At 57.8% G+C, this 21,827-nt stretch carries 22 protein-coding genes, 2 tRNA genes and 1 pseudogene; 10 read left to right on the forward strand and 15 right to left on the reverse strand.

Annotation, left to right across the window (positions count from 1 at the left end; genetic code table 11):
- The first annotated feature begins 79 nt into the window (after nt 1-79).
- On the forward strand, nt 80-931 hold the full coding sequence (locus tag QP828_RS04855; protein ID WP_274735397.1) for an aldo/keto reductase: 852 nt from the start codon (nt 80-82) through the stop codon (nt 929-931).
- 57 nt (nt 932-988) lie between these two features.
- Here QP828_RS04855 and QP828_RS04860 read toward each other — a convergent pair.
- Nucleotides 989-1,062 (reverse strand) — tRNA-Val (locus QP828_RS04860).
- A 99-nt stretch (nt 1,063-1,161) separates the two neighbouring features.
- Complete coding sequence (locus QP828_RS04865; RefSeq protein WP_126134573.1) at nt 1,162-1,560, reverse strand: DUF3052 domain-containing protein; 399 nt, start codon at nt 1,558-1,560, stop codon at nt 1,162-1,164.
- 337 nt (nt 1,561-1,897) lie between these two features.
- Between QP828_RS04865 and aceE the strand changes: the two genes are divergently transcribed.
- Complete coding sequence (gene aceE, locus QP828_RS04870; protein WP_274735409.1) at nt 1,898-4,633, forward strand: pyruvate dehydrogenase (acetyl-transferring), homodimeric type; 2,736 nt, start codon at nt 1,898-1,900, stop codon at nt 4,631-4,633.
- A gap of 12 nt (nt 4,634-4,645) precedes the next feature.
- Here the strand turns inward: aceE and QP828_RS04875 are convergent, their stop codons facing one another.
- A complete protein-coding gene (locus QP828_RS04875) occupies nt 4,646-4,786 on the reverse strand; it encodes a hypothetical protein (protein ID WP_274734445.1) in 141 nt (46 codons plus the stop codon).
- 91 nt (nt 4,787-4,877) lie between these two features.
- Here QP828_RS04875 and QP828_RS04880 point away from each other — a divergent pair, with 91 nt between their 5' ends.
- Nucleotides 4,878-6,731, forward strand: coding sequence for an ABC transporter ATP-binding protein (locus QP828_RS04880; protein WP_274735396.1), 1,854 nt, complete (start codon nt 4,878-4,880; stop codon nt 6,729-6,731).
- On the forward strand, nt 6,728-8,515 hold the full coding sequence (locus QP828_RS04885; protein ID WP_274735395.1) for an ABC transporter ATP-binding protein: 1,788 nt from the start codon (nt 6,728-6,730) through the stop codon (nt 8,513-8,515). Before QP828_RS04880 ends, QP828_RS04885 begins: the two co-directional genes overlap by 4 nt.
- Here QP828_RS04885 and QP828_RS04890 read toward each other — a convergent pair.
- From QP828_RS04890 to QP828_RS04905, 4 genes are all read right to left on the reverse strand, one after another.
- Nucleotides 8,512-8,949, reverse strand: coding sequence for a hypothetical protein (locus tag QP828_RS04890; RefSeq protein WP_274735393.1), 438 nt, complete (start codon nt 8,947-8,949; stop codon nt 8,512-8,514). The two genes, QP828_RS04885 and QP828_RS04890, sit on opposite strands and share 4 nt — an antisense overlap.
- 173 nt (nt 8,950-9,122) lie before the next feature.
- Complete coding sequence (locus QP828_RS04895; RefSeq protein ID WP_274735392.1) at nt 9,123-9,785, reverse strand: HAD hydrolase-like protein; 663 nt, start codon at nt 9,783-9,785, stop codon at nt 9,123-9,125.
- A complete protein-coding gene (locus QP828_RS04900) occupies nt 9,782-10,396 on the reverse strand; it encodes an L-threonylcarbamoyladenylate synthase (protein WP_274734450.1) in 615 nt (204 codons plus the stop codon). The genes QP828_RS04895 and QP828_RS04900 overlap by 4 nt, the downstream gene beginning before the upstream one ends.
- Nucleotides 10,397-10,513: 117 nt before the next feature.
- Nucleotides 10,514-11,122, reverse strand: coding sequence for a hypothetical protein (locus QP828_RS04905; protein WP_274735391.1), 609 nt, complete (start codon nt 11,120-11,122; stop codon nt 10,514-10,516).
- A gap of 34 nt (nt 11,123-11,156) precedes the next feature.
- Between QP828_RS04905 and QP828_RS04910 the strand changes: the two genes are divergently transcribed.
- Nucleotides 11,157-11,546, forward strand: coding sequence for a phosphopantetheine-binding protein (locus QP828_RS04910; RefSeq protein WP_274735389.1), 390 nt, complete (start codon nt 11,157-11,159; stop codon nt 11,544-11,546).
- A gap of 13 nt (nt 11,547-11,559) precedes the next feature.
- Here the strand turns inward: QP828_RS04910 and QP828_RS04915 are convergent, their stop codons facing one another.
- The 6 genes from QP828_RS04915 to QP828_RS04940 form a co-directional block, all read right to left on the reverse strand.
- A complete protein-coding gene (locus QP828_RS04915) occupies nt 11,560-12,066 on the reverse strand; it encodes a DUF3145 domain-containing protein (RefSeq protein ID WP_026428785.1) in 507 nt (168 codons plus the stop codon).
- Nucleotides 12,067-12,121: 55 nt separating this feature from the next.
- Nucleotides 12,122-12,634 carry a peptide deformylase gene (gene def, locus QP828_RS04920; RefSeq protein WP_126134581.1) on the reverse strand — a complete coding sequence of 171 codons (513 nt, stop codon included), beginning with the start codon at nt 12,632-12,634 and terminating at the stop codon, nt 12,122-12,124.
- Between the two features lie 112 nt (nt 12,635-12,746).
- Nucleotides 12,747-12,818: transfer RNA gene (locus QP828_RS04925), tRNA-Asn, on the reverse strand.
- 133 nt (nt 12,819-12,951) lie between these two features.
- Nucleotides 12,952-13,248: a hypothetical protein gene (locus tag QP828_RS04930; RefSeq protein ID WP_274735354.1), complete on the reverse strand. Its 297-nt coding sequence runs from the start codon at nt 13,246-13,248 to the stop codon at nt 12,952-12,954.
- A gap of 9 nt (nt 13,249-13,257) precedes the next feature.
- A complete protein-coding gene (locus tag QP828_RS04935; RefSeq protein WP_274735353.1) occupies nt 13,258-13,599 on the reverse strand; it encodes a cupin domain-containing protein in 342 nt (113 codons plus the stop codon).
- An 11-nt stretch (nt 13,600-13,610) separates the two neighbouring features.
- Entirely contained in the window at nt 13,611-14,432 is an 822-nt protein-coding gene (locus QP828_RS04940; protein WP_274735407.1) for a methyltransferase domain-containing protein, read from the reverse strand.
- A gap of 299 nt (nt 14,433-14,731) precedes the next feature.
- On the opposite strand from QP828_RS04940, the gene QP828_RS04945 reads away from it, so the two are divergent.
- Genes QP828_RS04945 through QP828_RS04965 form a run of 5 tightly spaced genes read left to right on the forward strand, consistent with a single transcriptional unit; the run spans nt 14,732 to nt 20,574 of the window.
- A complete protein-coding gene (locus QP828_RS04945; protein ID WP_274735351.1) occupies nt 14,732-15,760 on the forward strand; it encodes a LacI family DNA-binding transcriptional regulator in 1,029 nt (342 codons plus the stop codon).
- A gap of 58 nt (nt 15,761-15,818) precedes the next feature.
- Nucleotides 15,819-16,775, forward strand: a complete 957-nt coding sequence (locus tag QP828_RS04950; protein WP_274735349.1) for an ABC transporter substrate-binding protein — start codon at nt 15,819-15,821, stop codon at nt 16,773-16,775.
- A 2-nt stretch (nt 16,776-16,777) separates the two neighbouring features.
- Entirely contained in the window at nt 16,778-18,268 is a 1,491-nt protein-coding gene (locus tag QP828_RS04955) for a sugar ABC transporter ATP-binding protein (protein WP_274735348.1), read from the forward strand.
- Nucleotides 18,265-19,239, forward strand: coding sequence for an ABC transporter permease (locus QP828_RS04960; protein WP_274735346.1), 975 nt, complete (start codon nt 18,265-18,267; stop codon nt 19,237-19,239). The genes QP828_RS04955 and QP828_RS04960 overlap by 4 nt, the downstream gene beginning before the upstream one ends.
- Complete coding sequence (locus QP828_RS04965; protein WP_274755842.1) at nt 19,240-20,574, forward strand: hypothetical protein; 1,335 nt, start codon at nt 19,240-19,242, stop codon at nt 20,572-20,574.
- A gap of 152 nt (nt 20,575-20,726) precedes the next feature.
- Here the strand turns inward: QP828_RS04965 and QP828_RS04970 are convergent, their stop codons facing one another.
- Complete coding sequence (locus QP828_RS04970) at nt 20,727-21,227, reverse strand: GntR family transcriptional regulator (RefSeq protein ID WP_274735342.1); 501 nt, start codon at nt 21,225-21,227, stop codon at nt 20,727-20,729.
- A 12-nt stretch (nt 21,228-21,239) separates the two neighbouring features.
- A pseudogene (locus QP828_RS08795) lies at nt 21,240-21,509 on the reverse strand (GntR family transcriptional regulator); the annotation flags it as partial.
- Between the last annotated feature and the right edge of the window lie 318 nt (nt 21,510-21,827).

Below are 21,827 nucleotides of genomic sequence, written 5' to 3' on the forward strand. Positions count from 1 at the left end.
ATTCTCAAGTACGGCGCCTAATTCCGCCAGGAAAACACTAGATAGACATGATATCTGTCACATTGATAGGCTGAGGGGCATGACCGCATCCGATATTCCCACCGTTATTCCCACCGTTCCCCTTGCCGATGGCGGGCAGATTCCCCTCGTCGGGATCGGCTCTCTGCTAGCCAAGGGAAACGAACTTGCCACCATCCTGGGCCACATCATCGCCGATGGCTACCGCCTCGTCGATACCGCCCAGCAGTACGCCAATGAAACAGCCGTGGGGGAAGCGGTGAAACGCTCCGGGGTGGCGCGCTCGGAGGTGTTTATCACTTCGAAAGTGGCCGGCGCGGAACAGGGCAAACGCTATACCCGGCGCAGCATCGAAGATTCCTTGCGCCGCCTCGATACTGATTACCTCGATGCCCTCCTCATCCACTGGCCCAATCCTTCCCGCGGCCTGTACGTGGAAACCTGGGAAGAAATGCTCGCCGCCCAGGCCGAGGGCGTGGTGCGCCACGTGGGAGTCTCTAATTTCTTGCCGGAACATCTCACGCGCCTGCATGAGGCCACCGGGGTGTGGCCGGTACTCAACCAGATCCAGCTCTCGGTTGCCCTCCCGCGCACCGATCTGCGCGCCTTCCATGAGCGCCACGGCATTGTCACCCAAGCGTGGCGCCCGCTGGGCGGCCCGGAGAAGCTGCTGGATCAGATTGTGGTGGGGCGCCTGGCTGCCAAGCACGGGGTAAGTGCGGGCCAGATTGTGCTGCGCTGGTGTGTCCAGCAGGGCATTGTGGTGATTCCGTCGTCGTCCCGCCGCGAGCGCTGGCGGGCGAATGCTGATCTCTTCAGCTTCACCCTGGATGAATCAGATATGCGGGATTTAGCCGCATTGGATACCGGTGACCTGCACGTTTGGGATGCGCGTACGCATGAAGAGTGGTAGCACCACCGGCGCGCGATGAAGCGCATAGCGGTATAAGCGCATAGGCGGTATAAAGAGTGGGCCCGACCGGATTCGAACCGATGACACCCTGGGTGTAAACCAGGTGCTCTGACCAACTGAGCTACGGGCCCGCGCGCTGCGCACTCGGATGATCCTACCCGATGCGCGGCCCGCGCGCACCTTCTCACCGAAAATACCTACCGCCCACATCCTTGGGCGAGGTGAGGAGCCTAGTAGCGCAGGCCCTTATTGGTCAGGCGCACGCCCGTCCAGGATTCACCGAGGGCCACGGATGTGGTTGGTTGCATCCCCGCGGTATCGGCAGCCTCTTCAATATCGTTATGCGGTACCGCATTCGACACCCGCCCGGTGGGCACGAAGAGCCAGCAGATAGCATTTTCGTCGTCGAAATTAGCCTTGATATCCAGGAGCAAATCGGCGAGGTCATCGACGTTGCCATCGTCTGCACGCCACCAGGCGATGGCGCCGTCCACGATATCGCGCGAATCTTCGTCCAGCAGCTCGCTTCCGATAGTTTCTTCGATCTGCGCGCGGACCTGGGTGGCTACGTCGTCGTCGTAGCCAAATTCTTGGATGATGTTCCCTTTCTGGAAACCAAACGAACTCATGGCTTAAGCTCATCTGATCGCCGCCGTTTTTTCAAGTTAATCTCAGCCGCGTGCCTCGTGATTTTGGTGATCATTCCGGTACGACGACGCGCGCCGCCCGGTATCCGGGCGCCGCGAAACCCACCCGCCGCGCGCCCCGTCCACCGCTCAGCTTAATTCCCCTCATGCCTGTGCGATGGCTCTCAACAACGCGGTACTATAAGAGTGCATGTGTAAGAGGCACCACAGCCGCTCTGGGACTAAAGCCGCGAACGGGTAGCCTTGACACGTCCCTAAGAAACATGACCACTCAAGCAATGGAGGAGATTCCGTGGCTTCACAAGATTCTGATGCTCGCATGGTATCCGGCCAGCTCAGCCAGATCCCGGATGTTGATCCGGAAGAAACCCGCGAATGGCTAGCGTCCGTGGATGATCTGATTGAAACAAATGGTGCGGATCGGGCGCGGTTTATCCTCGCCAGCGTGGACGAACACGCGCGCACCAAGGGAGTTTCGGTCTCCCCTGATCTCGTCACGCCCTATATCAATACGATTCCGGCTGAAGAAGAACCTCCCTACCCGGGCACCGCGGAAGAAGAGGAACTCGAACATCAGTTCCGCAGCTGGACCCGGTGGAACGCGGCCGTGATGGTAACGCGCGCCCAGCGCCCCGGCGTGGGGGTTGGGGGGCATATTTCTTCCTACGCCGCCCAAGCCACCCTCTATGAAGTGGGCTTCAACCACTTCTTCCGCGGTCCGGATGCTCCCGGCGGCGGGGATCAAATCTTCTTCCAGGGCCACTCCTCCCCCGGTAATTACGCCCGCGCCTATCTGGAAGGGCGCCTGACGGAAGCTGACCTGGATTCTTTCCGCCAGGAAGCCTCCCGCATTTCCGGCGGGCGCGGTCTCCCTTCCTACCCGCATCCCCACCAGATGCCGGACTTCTGGCAGTTCCCCACCGTGTCCCTGGGTATCGGTGCCACGAATTCCATCTACCAGGCATGGTTCAATCGCTACCTGAGCGAACGCGGCATTAAGGACACCTCTGATTCGCACGTCTGGGCCTTCCTGGGCGATGGCGAAATGGACGAACCCGAATCGCGCGGGATGCTCCAGCTGGCCGCCTCCCAGAAGCTCGATAATCTCACCTGGGTGGTCAATTGCAACCTCCAGCGCCTGGACGGGCCGGTGCGCGGCAACGGCAATATCGTTCAGGAACTCGAGTCTTTCTTTAAGGGCGCGGGCTGGAATGTCATTAAGGTGCTGTGGGGCTCGGGCTGGGATAAGCTCCTCGCCCAGGATAAGGACCACGCCCTCGTGGATCTCATGACGTCCACCCCGGATGGGGACTACCAGGGCTTCAAGGCAAACGATGGTTCTTATGTGCGCAATAACTTCTTCGGGCGTGACCCGCGCACAAAGGCCATGGTGGAAGATTGGTCCGATGATGAGATTTGGGCGTTGCGCCGCGGCGGCCATGATCATCACAAGATTTACGCCGCCTACCGGGCTGCCCTCGCCCATAAGGGCCAGCCCACCGTGATTCTGGCGCAAACGGTCAAGGGTTATGACCTCGGCTCCAATTTCGCCGGGCGCAATGCCACCCACCAGATGAAGAAGCTCAACAGCAACGATCTCAAGCTGCTGCGCGATACCCTGCGCATCCCCATTGATGATTCCCAGCTGGAAGATCCCTATAACGCGCCCTACTACAAGCCTGCTGAAGATCACCCGGCGATGAAGCATATGCGTGAACGGCGCGAAGCTCTGGGTGGCTACCTGCCCCAGCGCCGCACCCACCAGGGTGGGATCGCCCTGCCGGCCGATAAGCCTTTCCAGTCCATGAAGAAGGGCTCGGGCAAGCAGAAGGTGGCCACCACTATGGCCCTGGTGCGCCTGCTCAAGGACATTATGCGCGATAAGGAATTCGGCTTCCGCATGGTACCTATCGTCCCGGACGAAGCGCGTACCTTCGGCATGGATTCCATGTTCCCCTCGGCCAAGATCTTCAATACCCAGGGCCAGCAGTACACCGCGGTGGATCACGATATGCTGCTCTCCTACAAGGAATCCACCCAGGGCCAGCTGCTCCACACCGGTATTACCGAAGCCGGTTCCCTCTCCGCTTTCGTGGCGGCCGGAACCTCGTATGCCACCCATAACACCCCGATGGTGCCTTTCTACATCTTCTACTCGATGTTTGGATTCCAGCGCACCGGGGATCAGTTCTGGGCGGCCTACGATCAGCTGGCACGCGGTTTCATTATTGGTGGCACCGCCGGGCGCACCACCCTCACGGGTGAAGGCTCTCAGCATATGGACGGGCACTCCCCCGTGCTCGCCTCCACCAACCCGGGCATGGTTATTTACGATGCGGCCTACGCTTACGAACTCGGCCATATTTTCAAGGATGGCCTCACGCGTATGTACGGGGATGGCTCGGACGGGCGTGAGCAGAACGTCATGTACTACCTCACGGTCTACAACGAACCCATCCACCAGCCGGCCGAACCGGAGAATGTGGATGTGGATGGCATTATCCGCGGTATCTACAAGCTCGATGAAGCCGATGGCCTGGGCGGCCCGCGCGTCAACCTGCTTTCCTCGGGCGTGGGGGTGCGCTGGGCTCGCGAAGCCAAACGTATGCTGCGCGATGACTGGGGCGTGGATGCCACCGTCTACTCCGTGACTTCCTGGTATGAGCTGCGCAAGGATGGCTTGGCCACCAATGAATACAACTACCTCCACCCGGAGGAAGAACCGCGCAAGGCCTATGTGACCGCGAAGCTGGAAGGCGAAGAAGGCCCCTTCATCGCCACCTCCGATTTCGAGCACCAGGTTCAAGATTCCATCCGCGAATGGATCCCGGGTGATTATGAGACGCTCGGCGCCAACGGGATTGGTATTTCCGATACCCGCCCGGCCGCCCGGCGTTACTTCAAGATCGATGATGCCACGATGGTGGTGCGGGCCCTGTACGCGCTGGCCAAGGCCGGCAAGATCGACCGCTCGGTTGTCCGCCAGGCAATCGAGAAGTACGATCTGCATAACCCGGCCGCAGCCGAACCGGTGCCCGATAACGATCCGGAGTAAACCGGAGTAAAGCTACCCGGGCGGGCCTGCATCGCTGGCATAGCCAGTATCCCCGGCGCGCCAAGCTACGGCGCTCGGGCGCTGCACTGGCAGCGGTGCAGGCCCGGCGTCGTCGTAACTAATTGAATAGTGTTTGAGCATCTGTGCTCTCACACGTAGCATAGTGTGGCGGTCCCTTCTCACGCGGCGAGCTATTTTCGCACAGTGAGCTTTCGGGCCGCCACACCTATATGGAGGCGAGTGATTGACCGTTTATCGACTGGCGTGGAGGCATCTACGCGACCGCAAATTCCAGCTCTTCGCGATTGCTGTGTTACAGATCGCGCAGGTGCTCCTCGGGCTCACCCTCCCCGCGCTGGGCGCGAACGTTATCGATTACGGCATCCTGGAAGGCAATAGCTCCTATATCTGGTCGCGCGGGCTACTCATGCTCCTCTTTACCCTCGCGCAGGTGCTCTGCGCTATCGGGGCGATCTATTACGGGGCGCTGGTGTCCACCCATCTGGGCCGGGAGCTGCGCCGCGAAACTTTCGCGCACGTGCAGCGCTTCTCCCCCGCGGACCAGCAGCGCTTTGGGGCCTCCACCCTCGTGACTCGTACCACGAACGACGTCAATCAAATCCAAATGGTCACCCTCATGTCCCTCACTATTATGGTGACGGCCCCGATTATGGGAGTGGGCGGGGTGCTCATGGCCATCGGGCAGGATGTGGTACTTTCTCTCACCCTTCTTGTGATTATTCCGGTGCTCACCGCAATTATTCTGGTGTGTACCGCGATGCTCGCCAAACGCTACGAAACCCTGCAGCGGCGTGTGGATGCGATTAACGATGCGCTGCGCTCGCAGCTGTCCGGGGCGCGGGTGATTCGGGCTTTCCGTCGCGAAGATGCGATGGCGGGGGAATTCGAGGGCCACAATCGTAATTTCCGTTCGATTATGCTCCAGATCGGCACGATTTGGTCCGCGCTGCTGCCGGCTATGAGCGCGGTCATCGGGCTGGCCTCCGCGCTTATCGTCTGGATTGGCGGGCATCGAATTGTCGGAGGTTCCATGCCGGTGGGGGCGCTGGCGGCTTTTATTACCTACCTCATGATGATTCTGGGCGCGGTCATGATGCTCGGCATGATTATTATGGTGGTTCCGCGCGGTAATGTGTCCGCCGAGCGTGTGATCGAGGTCAATAGCACCGTCCCCTCCATTGCGGACGCGCCGAATGCGCGGGAGATGCCGCCCGGGCCGCTCACTTTCAGCTTGCGCGATATTTCCCTCACCTACGCGGATGCGGACGAACCGGCCTTGCGCGGCATTTCTATAACGTTCAGACCTGGAACGACGACGGCGATTATCGGCGCCTCGGGCTCAGGCAAATCATCGCTGGTCAAAATACTGCCCCGCCTCGTGGATGTGAGCACGGGGCGCTACACCGTGGAAGCTAGCACCGGGGCCGGCGACGTAGATGTGCGTGATATTCGACTCGCTGATTTCCGCCGCCGGGTAGCCATTGTGCCCCAGCGTGCTTTCCTGTTCAGCGGAACCGTGGCCAGCAATGTTGCTGGATCCACCCGCGATATTGATCAGGAGCGGGTGATCAATGCACTGCGCTGCGCCCAGGCCTGGGATTTTGTGCAAGCCGGGGGCGGGCTGGAGATGCCGGTAGAAACCGGGGGAACCAATCTTTCCGGCGGGCAGCGCCAGCGCCTGACCATCGCGCGGGCTCTTTACCGTGCCCTCCCCGATAACTCCGGGCGGGCCGGAGCGGACCTGGTGGTTTTTGATGATTCTTTCTCCGCCCTCGACTACGCCACCGATGCGCGGGTACGGGCGAATCTCAAGGAGCGGGTCCGAGATGCGGCGGTGGTCATTATCGCCCAACGTATTTCGACCACCCGCAGCGCCGATTGCGTCGTCGTTCTGGATTGCGGCGAGGTGGTGGGTTGCGGAACGCACACCGAACTTATGGAAACAAATGAGATGTACCGCTCCATTGTGCGCTCCCAGGAGCGCGAGCCGGAAGGCGACGCGGTACGCGATACAGAAGCGGACAGCGCGGAAACGAACGGCACCGCGGCCGCAACGAATGAGGAGGCGCGAGCATGAGAGGTGCCGGAAATATTGACGAAGCTCGTGATATCCGCGGGGCGCTCCTCACCCTTATTCGCCACTACCTGCGCCATTATGTGGGGCGGATCCTGGCGGTGCTGCTGCTCTCGCTTATCGCGACCGCGGCGGTGGTGGCCGCGCCCTTCCTCCTCGGGCAGGGCACCAACGTGGTGGTCGACGGGATTCGCGCGGGCGGGGTGGATTTCCCGGAGCTGGCGCGGGTGCTGAGCCTGGCGGCCGGATGTTATATTCTCTCGGCGCTGCTGCGTTTCTGGTTCGGCTATATCATTCGCCTCATTATTCAGGATCTCGGCTATGAGATGCGGCGGGATTGCCAGCAGAAAATTGATCGGATGCCGCTGTCCGTGCTGGATAAACAGCAGCGCGGGGACGTGCTCTCGCGGGTCACGAACGACGTCGATAACGTGACCCAGTCCCTGCTGCAAACCCTGTCCGAAGTGCTCTCCGCGATATACCAGATCATCGGGATCGTGGCGGTCATGGTCTATTTGTCCTGGTCGGTAGCCCTTGCCTCGCTTGTGGTGATCCCGGTGGGGATTATCGGCATTCTGCTTCTCCTGCGTCGCTCCCGCCCGTATTTCCGCGACCAGTGGCGGCTCACAGGTGAGGTATCCGCCGTGGTGGAGGAGAGCTTCACCGGGCTGGATGTGGTGGCTGCCTACGGGCTGGAAGATGAATTCCAGCGCCAGTTTGATGCCGCGAATGGAGAGCTTTACGATGCTTCCTTCCGTGCTCAGGCGATTGCGCAAATGTCCCAGCCGCTCATGATGCTGGTACAGAACGGTTCCTTCGCTATCGTCACGCTCCTGGGGAGTATCCAGGCGATGACCGGCACGATGACCATTGGTGGACTCCAGGCGATGATGCAATACACCCGCCAGCTTTCCCACCCGCTCCAGTCCCTAGCATCTACCGCGAATCTCATCCAATCCGCGGCGGCCTCCGCGGAGCGGATTTTCGATTACCTCGCCCAGGAAGAAATGGAGCCGGATGCGAGTTCGAGCTATCGCGAGGTGGTGGCTCCCGAAGCGCGGCGTGGCACTATCGAGTTTTCGCATGTGCGTTTTGCTTACGAACCGGATACCCCGGTGATCCGTGACCTCTCGCTGCGGGTGGAGCCGGGGCATTCGGTGGCGATTGTGGGGCCCACCGGCGCCGGGAAAACCACGCTCGTCAATTTGCTTATGCGTTTTTACGAGGTAGATGGCGGGGCGATTACCGTGGACGGTGCGCCCATCGATTCTTTTACCAAGGAATCTCTGCGGGAACATTTCGGGATGGTCCTGCAAGACACCTGGCTGTTTGACGGCACTGTCTGGGAAAATATTGCTTTCGGAAAGGAAAAGGCGACGCGCGACGACGCCATTGCCGCCGCGGCCGCCCTGGGTATCGATGATCTTCTCGAGACTCTCCCCCACGGTTTCGATACCCATATTGGCGATGAGGGCGAGAATGTATCCGCCGGGGAGAAGCAGCTCATCACCATTGCGCGAGCGTACCTAGCCAATCCCGATGTGCTGATTCTGGATGAGGCCACCAGTTCGGTGGATACCCGCACCGAGGCGCTTATCCAGGATGCCATGGAGCGGCTGCGCGAAGGGCGTACCTCTTTCATTATTGCCCACCGCCTCTCCACCGTCCGCAATGCCACCACGATCCTGGTCATGGAAGCCGGAGACGTGGTGGAAAGTGGTAGCCATGAGGAATTGCTGGCAGCCGGCGGCGCCTATGCCCGCCTCTACGAAAGCCAGTGGGCCTAGGCCGTGCGGCGCGTAAGGTAGCCGGACATGAGCCGTGCTACCGCACTGGCACCCAGGCTGAGAACCCACAGGGCAGCTATGAGAATCAGAACGCTCGGGTGCCCGGCATTTTTAATAATGAGGAAGACCAAGAGAATAGCTCCCAGCGCAGCAGCGCCCACCGGGATCGCCTGCATCGTGGGGCGCAGCCATGCGGGAGCGGGGCGCCGGGGTTGTTCCAGCAACGTGAACCATTGGTAGACCCCCAGGAGATAAACCTGGCCGAGCGCAACCCAGAGCATGCCAAAGCACGTACAGGTCCAGATAGCAAGGCTAAATTCCGGGGCCCCTTGCGCCATATCCATGGAGTTAATATAGAGAAGCGGATAGCCAAGGAAAGCACCCAGGATCGCCGCTCCCGCCGCAATCTTTCCAGACATGTAGGCATTCATCATAAGATCCTTCCGTTGAGTTATATAATCAACCGCCGCGGTGACGACCTTATTTTTGAGTCTAACGATGCCTCGGGTGGATGGATACGGCCACGGGCCACACCAATAGCATCTTAATCAAATTGTATCCCGGGGTAATGCTACTGTAAGCCTTGTTAATATAACCGTGGCCGGTGTTAATGGGATTGTGACTGTTCCACCTCGGCAAAATCCCGCAGAATTTCACCGAGCTCAGCCGCGGTTCCCACGTGCCGCCAAGCTAGCTCCCATTCGCTACGCGGGGCGGTCCCCCACTCCACAAGCACCGTGGGCAGGCCATGCTGGCCTGCGCCTTCGACGTCGTGAATACGATCCCCCACCATAAGAGCCCGTGAGGTATCGACGCCCTGCGCCCGCAATTCGCGCAGCGCCGCCCCCACCACTTCAGCTTTCCCGTACCCGGGGATATCTTCAGGATCCCCGGCAATGTAGCGGAAGTGCTGTGCTACGCCCTGGTGTTCCAGAATCGCGCGGGCATTCTTTTCGTTTTTCGACGTCGCAATAGCAAGCGGCACCCAGGCTGCGTCCAGCTCCTCCACCAATTCACGCATCCCCGGGAAAATCGGGGTGTCGAGCATGCGCTGTTCGTAGCGCACCCGGTAGCGGCGCACCATCTCCACCGGGTCGGCCGCGCCGAGCTTCGTGAAGGTATCGATAAGCGGCGGGCCAATGAACTGCACGAAGAATTCTTCGGGGTGATCCTCCCCCATTTCTTCACGCAGAGTGGCCCGGAAAGTTTTTTTGACGATAGCGGCGGAATCGTGGAAAGTTCCGTCCAGATCAATAAGGATAGGGTTCACAGGTCAAGTCCGGCGGTATCGCCTGCTCCTTGTCTCGCGATTTCGTTAGTTACTAGGTCAAGTACGGTGGTGGGGCCGCGCCCCACGGGTCCGTTCACCACCACATCCAGGGCATGGCCCAGTTCATCTTCCACAATCCAGCCTTCTTCAAGGGGTTCTTCCGCGCCGGGAAGAATAAGGGTGGAGGAGAGCAAGGGTTCGCCCATCTCCGTAACCACAGCCTGGGTGATGCGGTGATCCGGGATACGCACGCCCACCGTGTGTTTCTTCGGGTTGAGGGTCATGCGCGGCACTTCTTTAGTGCCCTTGAGAATGAACGTGTAGGGCCCGGGCGTGAGGCTTTTGATGAGCCGAAAATCTGGATTATCTACGATCACAAGCTGCCCGAGCTGCGCGAAATCATGGCAGAGCAGGGTGAAATGGTGTTTATCACCCACCTGCCGGATGGTGCGAATCCGTTCCAGGCCCTCTTTATTGCCCATCTGGCACACAATGGCGTAACCGGAATCAGTGGGCAGGGCCACCACCTCACCGCGCCGGAGCCGATCCACCACTTTGGTGACGAGCCGCGGTTGCGGATCCTCAGGATGAATATCAATGAAGGTAGCCATGGCCACTAGTCTAGTCGAGGGCGCGACACGAGGAAGCCGCGCAGCTTTACTCCGCCGCACTCCGCTTTACTCTGACTTACTCTGACTCCGTTGCACGCGTCGCCCTACTCCGCCGCCCTACTCCGCCGCGCGCGCCGCCTCGCGCAGCTCCGCGAGCTGCGCCGCACTGGTATAAGGCTCCATTTCCCGCAGGTACGCGCGGGCTTCGCTGGCGCGTCCGGCTGCCAGCGCGGTACGTACCAGCGCTTCCCCAGCCTCGAAACTATGGGTGGCCGGATCCCAGTGCGCCAGACCTAAGCTGAGGGCCTGATCCGGGTGGCCGGCCTCGCGCAGAATAGCCATGGCGCGGGCGAGGATGTGCCCGTCCGCATTGCGGTCCGTGGCGGTGGTGAGGAGCCGCAGCGCTCGCTCCGGATCGGAGCTCACCGCGAGGCGAGCCATATGCAGCTGCGGGTACCAGGAAGCCGGGGAGCTGGAGAGCTCTTCCGCGAGAGCGTAGATCGCCAGATCCGCGGAAAGAAGGCTTCCGGTCACCTCCGCGGTAAGCGGATCCACGGGCGGGAGTTCGTTTTCGGCGTCGCGTGCCAGGGTGACAAGCTGGGTGAAAGCCTCGACGTCGTTGGGATCTTCAGCAAGCCGATCACGCAGCGCCTGCGCGGTGGCGGTATCGGCTTCCGGGGCCCGAGTATGCTGGAAGAGTTGCTGCATCAAATCGAGGAATGCCATGATGCGAGCGTACCGAAAATAGGGAGGTCGTGCGATGGAGGTAGCGCAACTCATGTCGCTGGGCGCGGATATCCTGGAGCGGGAAGGCTACCCGGATGCCACCGAGAGTTTCGAGCTGAGCCGCGTGGATAGCGTGACACGCTGGGCTGTTGCAGTGGCGCTGGAGGATGCCAGCGGCGTGGTGGTACCCGATAGCGAGATTTGCGCGGCGAATACTCTCGGGGATCTGGTGCGGCTCAGCTGCCCGGGCGCGGAATTCAGCATCACCCCGTCCGCTTCTAGGAACGACGGCGCCGCTGCCACCCGCCCCATGCCTACTACCACAGCGGCGGATGCCGCGGGGCTTAGCCCGGAGAAGCCGGAGAGGCCCGCTGAAGATGCTCCGCTTTCCGCGGCGGATTTGCGGGCTGCCCTCGGGCTTTAGCCCCCCCCGGGCTTTACCCCACCCGGTGCAGCCAACGCACCGGGGCGCCCGCGCCGGCGTAGCGGAAGGGTTCGAGTTCATCATCCCAGGCTTGGCCGAGGGCAATATCGAGAAGCCGGCGCATTTCTGCGGCGTCGTTCCCGGCGTTTTCCAGCGCGGCCCGCACCCGGTTTTCGGGGATCACCACATTGCCGGTCAGATCTGTTTGGGCGTAGAAAATACCGAGGCCGGGGGTGGCGGACCAGCGGCCTCCTTCGGATACCGGGCTAGCATCCTCGGTGATTTCAAAACGTAAGTGTTCCCAGCCGTTGAGCGCGGAAGCGAGCATGGCACCGGTTCCCACTTCTCCCGTCCACGAGGCTTCTGCCCGGTTCATATGCGGGGCGGCAGGTTGTTTGGTCCACTCAAAATGCGGTTCGTATCCGAGCACACTTGTAACCGCCCATTCAACGTGGGGTTGAACGGCCGGCATGACAGAGTGAATGAATATGACGCCGCGAGTGGCGTATTTATGTGCCATAGCATTCCTCCTGCGCTTGGGTGGCTTTCCCCGTGCTACCCACGCGGAGGGGCTACTAGAGCGATTGTAGCGCAGAAGAGACGCGCAGCTGGCGAATATCGCGCATCGCTTGTTTGCGTACGTCCCGTTCCAGGCGGTCGAGGTAGAGGTGGCCGTCCAGGTGATCACATTCGTGCTGGATGCAGCGCCCGAGGAGGCCCTCCCCTTCCACAATTTTCTTCTTACCGTCCAGGTCAATACCTTCAGCGCGGGCATACCAGGCCCGCTTAGTCGGATAGTACAGATCCGGGACGGATAGGCAGCCTTCGTCACCGTCCTGGTATTCATCTTCGGAGAGCGCCACGATCACGGGGTTGAGAATGTAATCGATCTCGCCGTCGATGTGCCAGGAGAAGGCGCGCAGGGAGACCCCGATTTGGTTGGCTGCCAGGCCCGCCCGGGCGTCGTCGTTCACGTTCTCGAGCAGGTCTTCTACCAGGCGCACAATGCCCGGGGTGATGTCCCGAATCGGATCGCAGGGGGTGCGCAGGACCGGGTCTCCCACCACGCGAATCTCCCGGTATGCCATAGCGAACTCCTTTGGTAAGATTCTTCACATTTACTCACCCCGCGGCGCGGGTGGCCGCGGGTGCCGGACAGAGCAGAACGGCGGTAAGCCTACGCTCACCGCCGTTCGTTCGCTCCCGCAGCTGGACTCGAACCAGCAACCGTTCGATTAACAGTCGAATGCTCTGCCATTGAGCTATGCGGGAATTTGCAACAGAAAAGATAATAGTCAATGGCGGGACGCGAAGCAACTTCAGAGGTGTGTGCTCTGCCACTCCCAGGCGTCAGTGCCGCTCGCCACCGCGAAAGGGCCCGCCGCCACCGCGGCTACCGGCTGCTTCACCACGGCGGATTAGCCATCACCGCGGCTACCGGATCCCCCACGCCAGCCGAGGGTGCACTCAGGTGCTGGCGCAGGGCGCGCCCGGCGAAGAACATGACGATCAGCAGAATGACTCCTACAATCGCGGCCGCAATCATGCGCCGGCGCGCGATGCGCTGAATCTCCTCCGCCTGGGCGGCATCGAGGGAAGCGGGAGTTTCCAGCTTCTCCGGCAGCTCCTGCGCTTCCGATAGCTGCTGCGCTTCTGGCAGCTCGGGTTTCGCGGGCAGCTGCGGTTTCTCGGATGTTGACATGGGGCTACTCTAGCCCACACGCTGCCCGGTGAGCATGAACAGCACCATCTTGGTGGGAGCCAGGGCGCGCACCGCGTGCGGGAGACGGGTGGGCAGGTGCACGAGGCCGCCGGGGCGCAGCTGCACAGTGCGTCCCTCAGTGCGCATTTCCACCTCACCTTCTAGTACCTGGATGAGTACGGGAACGGCGGCGGTGTGCTCGGAAAGTTCCTCCCCGGTATCGAAGGAGAAGACCACCACATTCACACCTTCAGCGCGCAGCGCGGTGGTGGAAACGGTCGAGGCGGCGGCGTAATCCACCGTGGCGCCAAGATCTTCCAGGTAGGAAAGCTGCGGGGTAGTGTCACTCATCGGTTGTCCTTTCAGTTCGAGGTAGTGGCGGATTCGGCGGGTTTACGAGCCACCATGGCCACACCGGCCAGGTGGTGGCGGTACTTGCGGAAGAGGGCACGCATGGCCAGCACCCGCGCCCGTAGCTCTTTATCGCGCAGCACATTTCGGAGGATACGTGCCACCCCGCGCAGGCCTTCGTCGGCCAGATTACGGCGGAGGGACAGCAGCGCCATAGGAGCCTCCCCCACCCATTCCACGTCGAAACCGGCGTCGGTGAGCACCTGGCGCCATTCAGCCTGGGTGAGCGGACGCGCGTTGACGCGAATCGTCTGGGCCAGGCCCTTGCGCAGGGTATCGGCAATGCTTGGATCGATACTATCCGGGGTGAGGCTCAGCTCGTGGATGGCGTAGCGCCCGCCCGGGCGCAGCAACCGGAAAGCTTCGCTCACAATCGCGGCTTTCGAATTGGCGCCCTGCATGGTGAGCATCGCTTCACCCACGACCACATCCGCACTTGCCTCGGGAAGTCCAGATTTCTGCGCGGTGGAATTAACGACGACGCCGCCCACTTTTTCAACGATCCCCCTGACGCGGGTCACCGCATTCTTGTCCTGATCGACTCCGGTATAGGAGTGAATGGGCTGGGCGATAATGAGTTCCGCGGTTCGGCCCAGGCCGGGGGCGAATTCCACCACGTCCGCATTGGCCAGCTGGGCGTGTTCAAGCATGGCCATCGTCAAATGCAGGCCACCGGGGCGCAATACCCGCTTCCCCGCGCGGGCGAGCACCCAGTGCCCGGCGGCGGTAGCGGTAGGACGATCAGATTGTGGAAGCGGAGCATTGTCATCGATCATGGATTCACTTTAATCCCGCGCGGCTGTTGAGAAAAGGGTATTTCACAGTTTCCACACACAACTTCCATCACTTCAAAAACCGAATAATTACTACGCGAAAGCTAATCATTAGACAAACGCCAATCAACCATTACAGAGAAACACAAAACCTATGCGGATAAGTGTCTTAAAATGCACGTAATACAGACTCATGTGTCGCACCCCACAACACTTTGAACCGATATGCATCCTTGCCCTAAACGTTTAGGTGGCATAGCTTGACCTCAACGCAACTAATTGGGACAAAGGAGACCCTAATGAAACCGGCAACTCTCAAAGACGTGGCTAGGGCCGCCGGTGTGTCCATTTGGACTGTCTCCAATACGTTTTCCGGTAAAGCTCCCGTAACGCAATCAACCAAAACCCGGGTATTGGAAGCGGCCAAAACACTCCGTTATATCCCTAACCAAACGGCACGCGCTCTGCGCCGTGAAACTCCCGGCCCAATCGTTGTAATGACAGCATCGACATCCAATGCCTACTACGTAGATATGCTCGACGGCATTCACGAAATGCTACGTACATCCTCCCATGGCGTACGCACAGCTGACCTCGCTCCCGAAGGCAGGTTTGACCAGAAAACTGAAGATCTGGTTGTTATCGAGGCAATACAATCGCGGGCAGCTGGAGTTATTAGCACTCTTACTCTATCTGTAGACAACCATGAGAAGCTCTGCGAGTGGGGAATCCCCATTGTCTATGTCGACTCGCAGGGACCAACCGCACCTTCCGGTTCGGTGTCTGTAACCTCAAATAACGAACAAGCAGCGTATCAAATCGGTGAACATCTCAATTACCACCGACTCGACAAGTGGCTTTTATTGATCTATCCCGAGCGGTGGTCCACGAGGCAAACTCGAATTAAAGGTATGGAAAACGCCGCCGAGAAGTTCGGAGCAACTCTTTCGATTCTCGAATGCGCTAATGACTCACAATCAAGTGCAACCGTATTAGAGGAGTATCTCAGGGATAGGAAGACAGAGGGGCTCGCGGTCATTGCCGGTAACAATCCACTTCTCCTCGGAACTATGCACGCACTCCAAGCATGCGACCTTCATGTTCCTGATCAAGTCGCGTTAGTCGCATTTGACGAATTTACTTGGTCAACTTTTGTCGATCCTCCAGTGACGTTAATTGACGAAGATTCTCGGGATATCGGCGCAAAAGCCGCTCTGAAACTCATTCACATCATGCAAGAGCATCCACAAGGAGCGATCCGCTACCACAACCAGGAGTCTGAGGAGGTGAATGTCAAACTCAGAATTCGCGGTTCCTGCGGATGCTAAAAGAATTTGAAAACAATTTGGACCAAACGGTCTATCTAACCAAAAGGAGATCTCAACGATGAGAACAGTAAAAAAGGTACTCGCCTTCGCTACCAGCATCTTGCTAGCCACAACTTTCTCGGGTTGCACTTCAGGCGACTCCGCTACGGAAGCACCCAAACCGGACAAAATCGAGAAAATCGGCTTGATGGTTCAGGACATGTCAAATCCTTTCTTCTCCGCTATGGATAAGGGCGCGAAAGAAGCCGCCGAAAAGATTGGTGCGACCCTCAACGTCCAAGACGCCAAACTTGATCTGGCGAATCAGAATACTCAGATCGATACATTCATTCAGCAAGGCGTGGACCTTATCGTTGTCTCCGCTGTGGACGAGTCCGGCCTACAACCCGCCATCGAACGTGCCCGACAGGCAGGAATCTTCGTGGTAGCTGTTGATACTCCCGCAAAGGGAGCGGATGCCATTGTAATGACCGATGCCGTCCAGGCTGGTGAAATTGCATGCACCTATCTGTTCGAACAAATGGGTGGTAAGGGGAACATTTTGGTTGTTGATGGTACGCCTATCCAAACGATCACAGATCGTATCAAGGGCTGCAATCAAGCTATGAGAAATTTCCCTGGCATTAAGGAAGTCGGACATCAGAACTCGCAAAACGACCGTGCTACCGGCCTCTCCGTGACTACCGACATGCTTACCGCAGCCAGCGATGTCCAGGGCATCTTTGGCATGAATGATCCATCCGCGCTTGGTGCGACGCTTGCTGTCCAGCAAGCGGGGCGTACGAGTGAAATTAAAGTGGTGGGAATCGACGCTTCCCCTGAAGGACTTCAGGAGCTCCGAACCGCAGGTTCTCCTTTTGTCGGTACTGCCACCCAAGAGCCCGCAAAGATGGTAGAGAAGGCAATCGAGGTTGGACAGCAACTTGCTCGTGGAGAATCGCTCACAGAAACCACTATCCTTATTCCTTCGCAAATCATTACTCGTGATGCGGTCGACGAATACCCGGGATGGTAGAGATGACACTTCTCAAGCTCGAAGGAATCAGGAAAAGATTCGGTGCCACACAAGCACTCGGAGGAGTTTCCTTTGATCTGCACGCCGGAGAGATTCATGCGCTCATGGGAGAAAACGGTGCCGGCAAGTCAACCTTGATGAAGATCCTGGCGGGGAACTTGGCTGCCGACAGTGGAAAGATCTTCGTTGATGGGCAAGAAGCCCGTATCTCTTCTCCTAACGATGCCCGTAAACACGGCATCGCGATCATCCATCAAGAAATCAACACCGTCCCAAATCTGACCGTGGCCGAAAACCTCTGTCTTGGCGTTGAACCACTCAAACACGGGATTCTTGATCGCGACAAGATGCGTTCTGATGCACGTGCCAAATTATCTGCCATTGGAGTGGACATCGATGTGAACAGGCCACTCGGTTCGTTCTCCATCGGCATGCAACAGATGGTAGAAATTGCCCGTGCGGCTGCCGAGAATGCTCGCATTCTCGTTCTCGACGAGCCAACTGCCGCGCTTTCCCGCGCTGAGACAGAAGACCTTTTCAGAATTATTCGGGAGCAGCAGCAGAACGGTGTTGGTCTTATCTACATCACTCACCGCATGGAAGAAGTGTGGAAGCTGGCTGATAGAGTCTCCGTTCTTCGGGACGGAACATCCGTCGGGACACAGTCCCTAGCCGACTTAACACCTGACGAAATCGTGAGGATGATGGTCGGAAGAAAAATCGGCGATCTATACGAACATGCAGACCGTTCATCAGGAGAAATAGTACTTGAGGCGAAAGATCTCAAAGCGCCTGGCGTTGAGGATGTTTCCTTCAAGGCTCGAGCCGGGCAAATTCTTGGGTTCGCAGGCTTGGTTGGTGCCGGACGTTCGGAAACCGTCAGGCTACTTATGGGAGCGGATCCGATAAATAGCGGAACGTTGCTACTCAAGGGTAAAAGCTATCATCCTAAAAGCCCCAAGGAAGCCCTAGAAGCTGGTATCGCTATGGTGCCAGAATCCAGAAAAGAACAGGGGCTGTTTTTGGATCACACAACGGCATCGAATATCTCAATTGCCTCTTTGGGGAACTTCACCAAACTCGGTGTGCTCGCACGAGGCGCAATTCGAAAGAAAGTTCGCCAGATCATGGAGGTGCTCAATATTAGAAAGACCTCCACGAATCTCCCCGTACGGGCTCTATCTGGAGGGAACCAACAAAAGGCACTTCTCGGCCGCACTCTCATGGCGGGCGCCGATCTCTTGATTTTTGACGAGCCTACGCGCGGTGTTGACATCGGGGCGAAAAGGGAGATCTACGAAATCATGAATGATCTGGCTAAAGAAGGAAAAACCATCATCATGGTTTCCTCTGACCTTCCCGAAGTCCTGGGAATGTCTGATCGCATCATCGTTATGCGAAAAGGAAAAGTCGTGGGAGAACTCGATGCACGAGACGCCACGGAAGAATCGGTCATGAGCCTCGCGACCGGAGCAACAAAGGAACAAGCATGACTATAGAAGCTGCACCTCGACGGAAAATGAACTTCGCTGCGTGGTGGGATAAGGTCGGGATTCTCGCGGTCCTTGTCCTTCTCGTTGTGATTATGGCGCTCATAGCCCCGAACTTCATGTCGATGAACAACCTCATGAATATCGCCCGTTCGATCTCTATCAACGCGATCATTGCGGCCGGCATGACCTTCGTTATTATCACCGCCGGCATTGATCTCTCGGTCGGGTCAATCGTTGCCGTATCCGGCGTAACCGCAGTACTGGCCTGTATCTCCGGCGCTCCAGCTATCGTAGGGATAATCGCTGGGATTCTTGCCGGTGCAGTTGCAGGATGGGTGAATGGTGCTTTATCAGCATACCTAGCCCTCGCGCCCTTTATTGTGACGCTCGGCATGATGACATTCCTCCGCGGCCTTGGATACACGCTCACTGGGGGCCAACCCATCGTGGACAATAAACTAGCTTTCAGGGACCTCGGAAACGGGTACATTGCTGGAATTCCAGCTCCCGTTATTGTGATGATCATTGTGTACATCATCTGCTGGTTTGTCCTGGAACGAACGAAGTACGGAAGGCACGTTTACGCAGTCGGCGGTAATCCCGAGGCAGCACGCCTTGCTGGAATCAACGTCAAGCGAGTGCTTACCTCCGTTTACGTCATTGCGGGAGCACTATCAGGGCTTGCAGGAGTCATTTTCGCTGCGCGCGTCGTTTCCGCGCAACCGACGGCCGGCACCGGATACGAACTTGATGCAATCGCTGCAGTTGTTCTGGGTGGAACGTCTCTTGCCGGTGGTAAGGGGAAGATCATTGGGACCCTCATCGGTGCGATCATTCTCGGAGTGCTCTCGACCGGCATGATTCTCATGAATGTCCAATTCTTCACCCAGCTACTGATTAAGGGCGTCGTCATTATTCTCGCCGTCGCCATTGACTCCCTCAAGCAGAAGAGCACCAAGGCAGGAAAGTAGATGAAGATCCATAAAGTAATAAGTAATATAGAAGGAAAGCGGGCGTTCGAGCCGATCTACTTCGATGAACCACAAGTTCTCACAGACCCTTTATGGTTAGCACGGACCAATACTGGAGAGCAGATCCTTTGCCAGCGATTGACTGATCAGCCAGCTCCGCAAGAGGTCACCAGATTCGTCACCACGCTCAGTTTTGAGGGTGAGGCAAGTTTTACACTGGATAGATCTGTCGAATCCGGCGAAGGAATCACAAGAGGACCTGGTACCGAAACCGACTCGTGGGCCCGCGTTAACACAGGTTATTTCGATATTGATGTGTGTACGGGTACCGCAGAGGGAACCGGCGCCTCGAAGTGGGGGCTCAAGCATTTCCGTACACTAGACGAGAATATCGATCTCCTCCCATCTGGAAACAACGCGATTGGTGGATTCTACGGCCCGTTCTTCACTCCTGAAAACGGTTTGATCAATCCACCCGAGCATACAAAGGTAGCGATTGAGATTCTTGAAGACGGGCCAGTCTTGCTTTCTTTCAAGATGTTTGGGGTCATTCCAGATGGACTCCTCCCAGAGCTCAAGGGCAAAAATTTCTCAATCGAGTGGTCTTTTACCTACAAAACACCCTGGTTCAGTCGGCGCTATCACGTTGATGATTTCCAAACTGTGATCAACGGACGGTCGATAACTAACAAGATCACTGTTGGGGATGAATTCGAGGCCGGACAAGGCAAATTACTCTTTGATCGGTTCGCGTGCTACGGAGGCTCCCGATATCGCAGCGGTGATCCTTACGCTGGTCACCTAGCCGAGATGGTTGAACAAACAATCTCTGACGAGACATTACCTAAACGCAAGAAACTTGAAGAATTTAAGGCCGCCTTGACGGATGATATTGAGAACGCTCATTGGGATTTGTATTGGCGCCTATTCTCAACTTTCGAAGGCGCTTTGACGGATGAGACAATCCGCAACCGACTGGCAATTGTTCGCGAGAAATCTTTTGTTGATGCGGAGCGGCGCGATTGGCGAATCGAATCTAAACCTATCGATGTCCAAAAGGAGGAGCACGAAACGATCTTCCCCGGAGCTGCCGGTAAGACCGTCGAATACGACACAACTACTGGTCGCGCGATGATCTGGTATACGTCAAAGCCATCAGGAGGCTTCCAGATCGTGCAGCGCAAACAGTCGGGGTGGGGAAACTGGGGTACCAACCTTGAAAACGAGTGCCCTGAACTCCCCGTGGGTGTCGATATCAAAACGGCATATGGCAAATTTGCATCTAATTGGGAAGAGATAGCCGACCAGCTAGAAACTCCTCCGGAAGTGCTTTAGAACCTCAGATTCCCACATGCCGGTTGCCGGGTTTCTACATATCCCAGAGTAGGGCGGCACGATTACCGTATACGAAGCTGGGTGGCTTACACGATCATCATGTAAGCCACCCAGCTCTATTGTATCTAGATGCCAATGCTGACATATGTGGCTCATGCGGGGAAGTTGAGTGGCAGGGTCAGGTCGTATTGTTCCGCGTCATACAAGTGATCGGCTAGATCCACGATTCGCCCGGACTCATCATAAGCGCTACGCCTCACTCGTAAGAGCGGGGCTCCGGATGCCACGTGTAAGAGTTCTGCTTCCGTGGCCGACGCACTGCGCGCGCTAATACGCTGGACCCCGCCCCGTAACATAATCCCGTGGCTTCTGAAGAAAGCGTAGAGACCTCCTGATGATATAGCGGTAAGCGAGGGAGCCAGATCGGCTGGGATCCAGTTACGCATAATCCCCATACGGTTTCCCTCTGCCCACCGCAAACGTTCTAAAGCCACAATTTCTTTATCTTCCGGGCAATGCATATCAGTCGCCAGACCACTATCAGCAAACACCACCCGATATTGGAGAACATCCGTGCGCGGTTCACGGCCCGAAGCCCGTAGATCATCGGAGAGGCTTGCCAGGGAAGGATCCCTTTGGAAAACCCGTGGCATCACTCTGGTACCGACACGCGGACGCCGTGAGAGTTTCCCTTCATCGGTCAGCACTTGTAATGCCCGCCGTAGCGTGGGACGCGAAACTCCCAGCCTGCGTGACATGGACACTTCATCTTCGAGGAGCTGGCCGGGCAAGAGAGTCCCAGAGTCGATAAGACTCGCTAATGATTGCGTGATTTGTTGATGTAAAGGAGTAGAAGACCGAGAATCAAAAACAATCCGGGGCGCAACTGGAACGTCCAGCTGATCTACATTCTCTTTTCCATGGGGGTTTGACATTAACGTGACCCTCTCACCCTTATTTGTTCACCTAATTGTAAACATAGCTGATAATCGTATGTTTGGCTAGCGTTTACGGCCTTTTAGCGCTTCAATAGCGGCCTTTATGGTCACCTTCATTCAAGTTTCTCACCCTCCCCTACTTATCCTTTGTATTTACAAGTGAGAGGTCTGGGGTTATTTTGGGAACAAATGAGGCGCCCCGCTGGTGGGGTGCTGGTTTGGACTCACAAAGGAGTGTTAACGAATGGATATACCTCATTGGATTAATGGTGGCCTGTACACGGGCCAGCCGGAGGGAAAGATCGCGGTTGACGA

Origin of the sequence: Actinotignum sanguinis (assembly GCF_030230305.1) — a bacterium.
GTDB lineage: Bacteria > Actinomycetota > Actinomycetes > Actinomycetales > Actinomycetaceae > Actinotignum > Actinotignum sanguinis.

Coding starts and splice junctions, on each gene's coding strand:
- def (WP_126134581.1), bottom strand. CDS start 12,634: ATGGCATACCGGGAGATTCGCGTGGTGGGAGACCCGGTCCTGCGCACC.
- QP828_RS04890 (WP_274735393.1), bottom strand. CDS start 8,949: ATGATGAATGCCTACATGTCTGGAAAGATTGCGGCGGGAGCGGCGATC.
- QP828_RS04965 (WP_274755842.1), top strand. CDS start 19,240: ATGAAGATCCATAAAGTAATAAGTAATATAGAAGGAAAGCGGGCGTTC.
- QP828_RS04930 (WP_274735354.1), bottom strand. CDS start 13,248: ATGTCAACATCCGAGAAACCGCAGCTGCCCGCGAAACCCGAGCTGCCA.
- QP828_RS04960 (WP_274735346.1), top strand. CDS start 18,265: ATGACTATAGAAGCTGCACCTCGACGGAAAATGAACTTCGCTGCGTGG.
- QP828_RS04955 (WP_274735348.1), top strand. CDS start 16,778: ATGACACTTCTCAAGCTCGAAGGAATCAGGAAAAGATTCGGTGCCACA.
- QP828_RS04885 (WP_274735395.1), top strand. CDS start 6,728: ATGAGAGGTGCCGGAAATATTGACGAAGCTCGTGATATCCGCGGGGCG.
- QP828_RS04905 (WP_274735391.1), bottom strand. CDS start 11,122: ATGGCATTCCTCGATTTGATGCAGCAACTCTTCCAGCATACTCGGGCC.
- QP828_RS04900 (WP_274734450.1), bottom strand. CDS start 10,396: ATGGCTACCTTCATTGATATTCATCCTGAGGATCCGCAACCGCGGCTC.
- QP828_RS04945 (WP_274735351.1), top strand. CDS start 14,732: ATGAAACCGGCAACTCTCAAAGACGTGGCTAGGGCCGCCGGTGTGTCC.
- QP828_RS04855 (WP_274735397.1), top strand. CDS start 80: ATGACCGCATCCGATATTCCCACCGTTATTCCCACCGTTCCCCTTGCC.
- aceE (WP_274735409.1), top strand. CDS start 1,898: ATGGTATCCGGCCAGCTCAGCCAGATCCCGGATGTTGATCCGGAAGAA.
- QP828_RS04970 (WP_274735342.1), bottom strand. CDS start 21,227: ATGCCACGGGTTTTCCAAAGGGATCCTTCCCTGGCAAGCCTCTCCGAT.
- QP828_RS04915 (WP_026428785.1), bottom strand. CDS start 12,066: ATGGCACATAAATACGCCACTCGCGGCGTCATATTCATTCACTCTGTC.
- QP828_RS04865 (WP_126134573.1), bottom strand. CDS start 1,560: ATGAGTTCGTTTGGTTTCCAGAAAGGGAACATCATCCAAGAATTTGGC.
- QP828_RS04910 (WP_274735389.1), top strand. CDS start 11,157: ATGGAGGTAGCGCAACTCATGTCGCTGGGCGCGGATATCCTGGAGCGG.
- QP828_RS04935 (WP_274735353.1), bottom strand. CDS start 13,599: ATGAGTGACACTACCCCGCAGCTTTCCTACCTGGAAGATCTTGGCGCC.
- QP828_RS04950 (WP_274735349.1), top strand. CDS start 15,819: ATGAGAACAGTAAAAAAGGTACTCGCCTTCGCTACCAGCATCTTGCTA.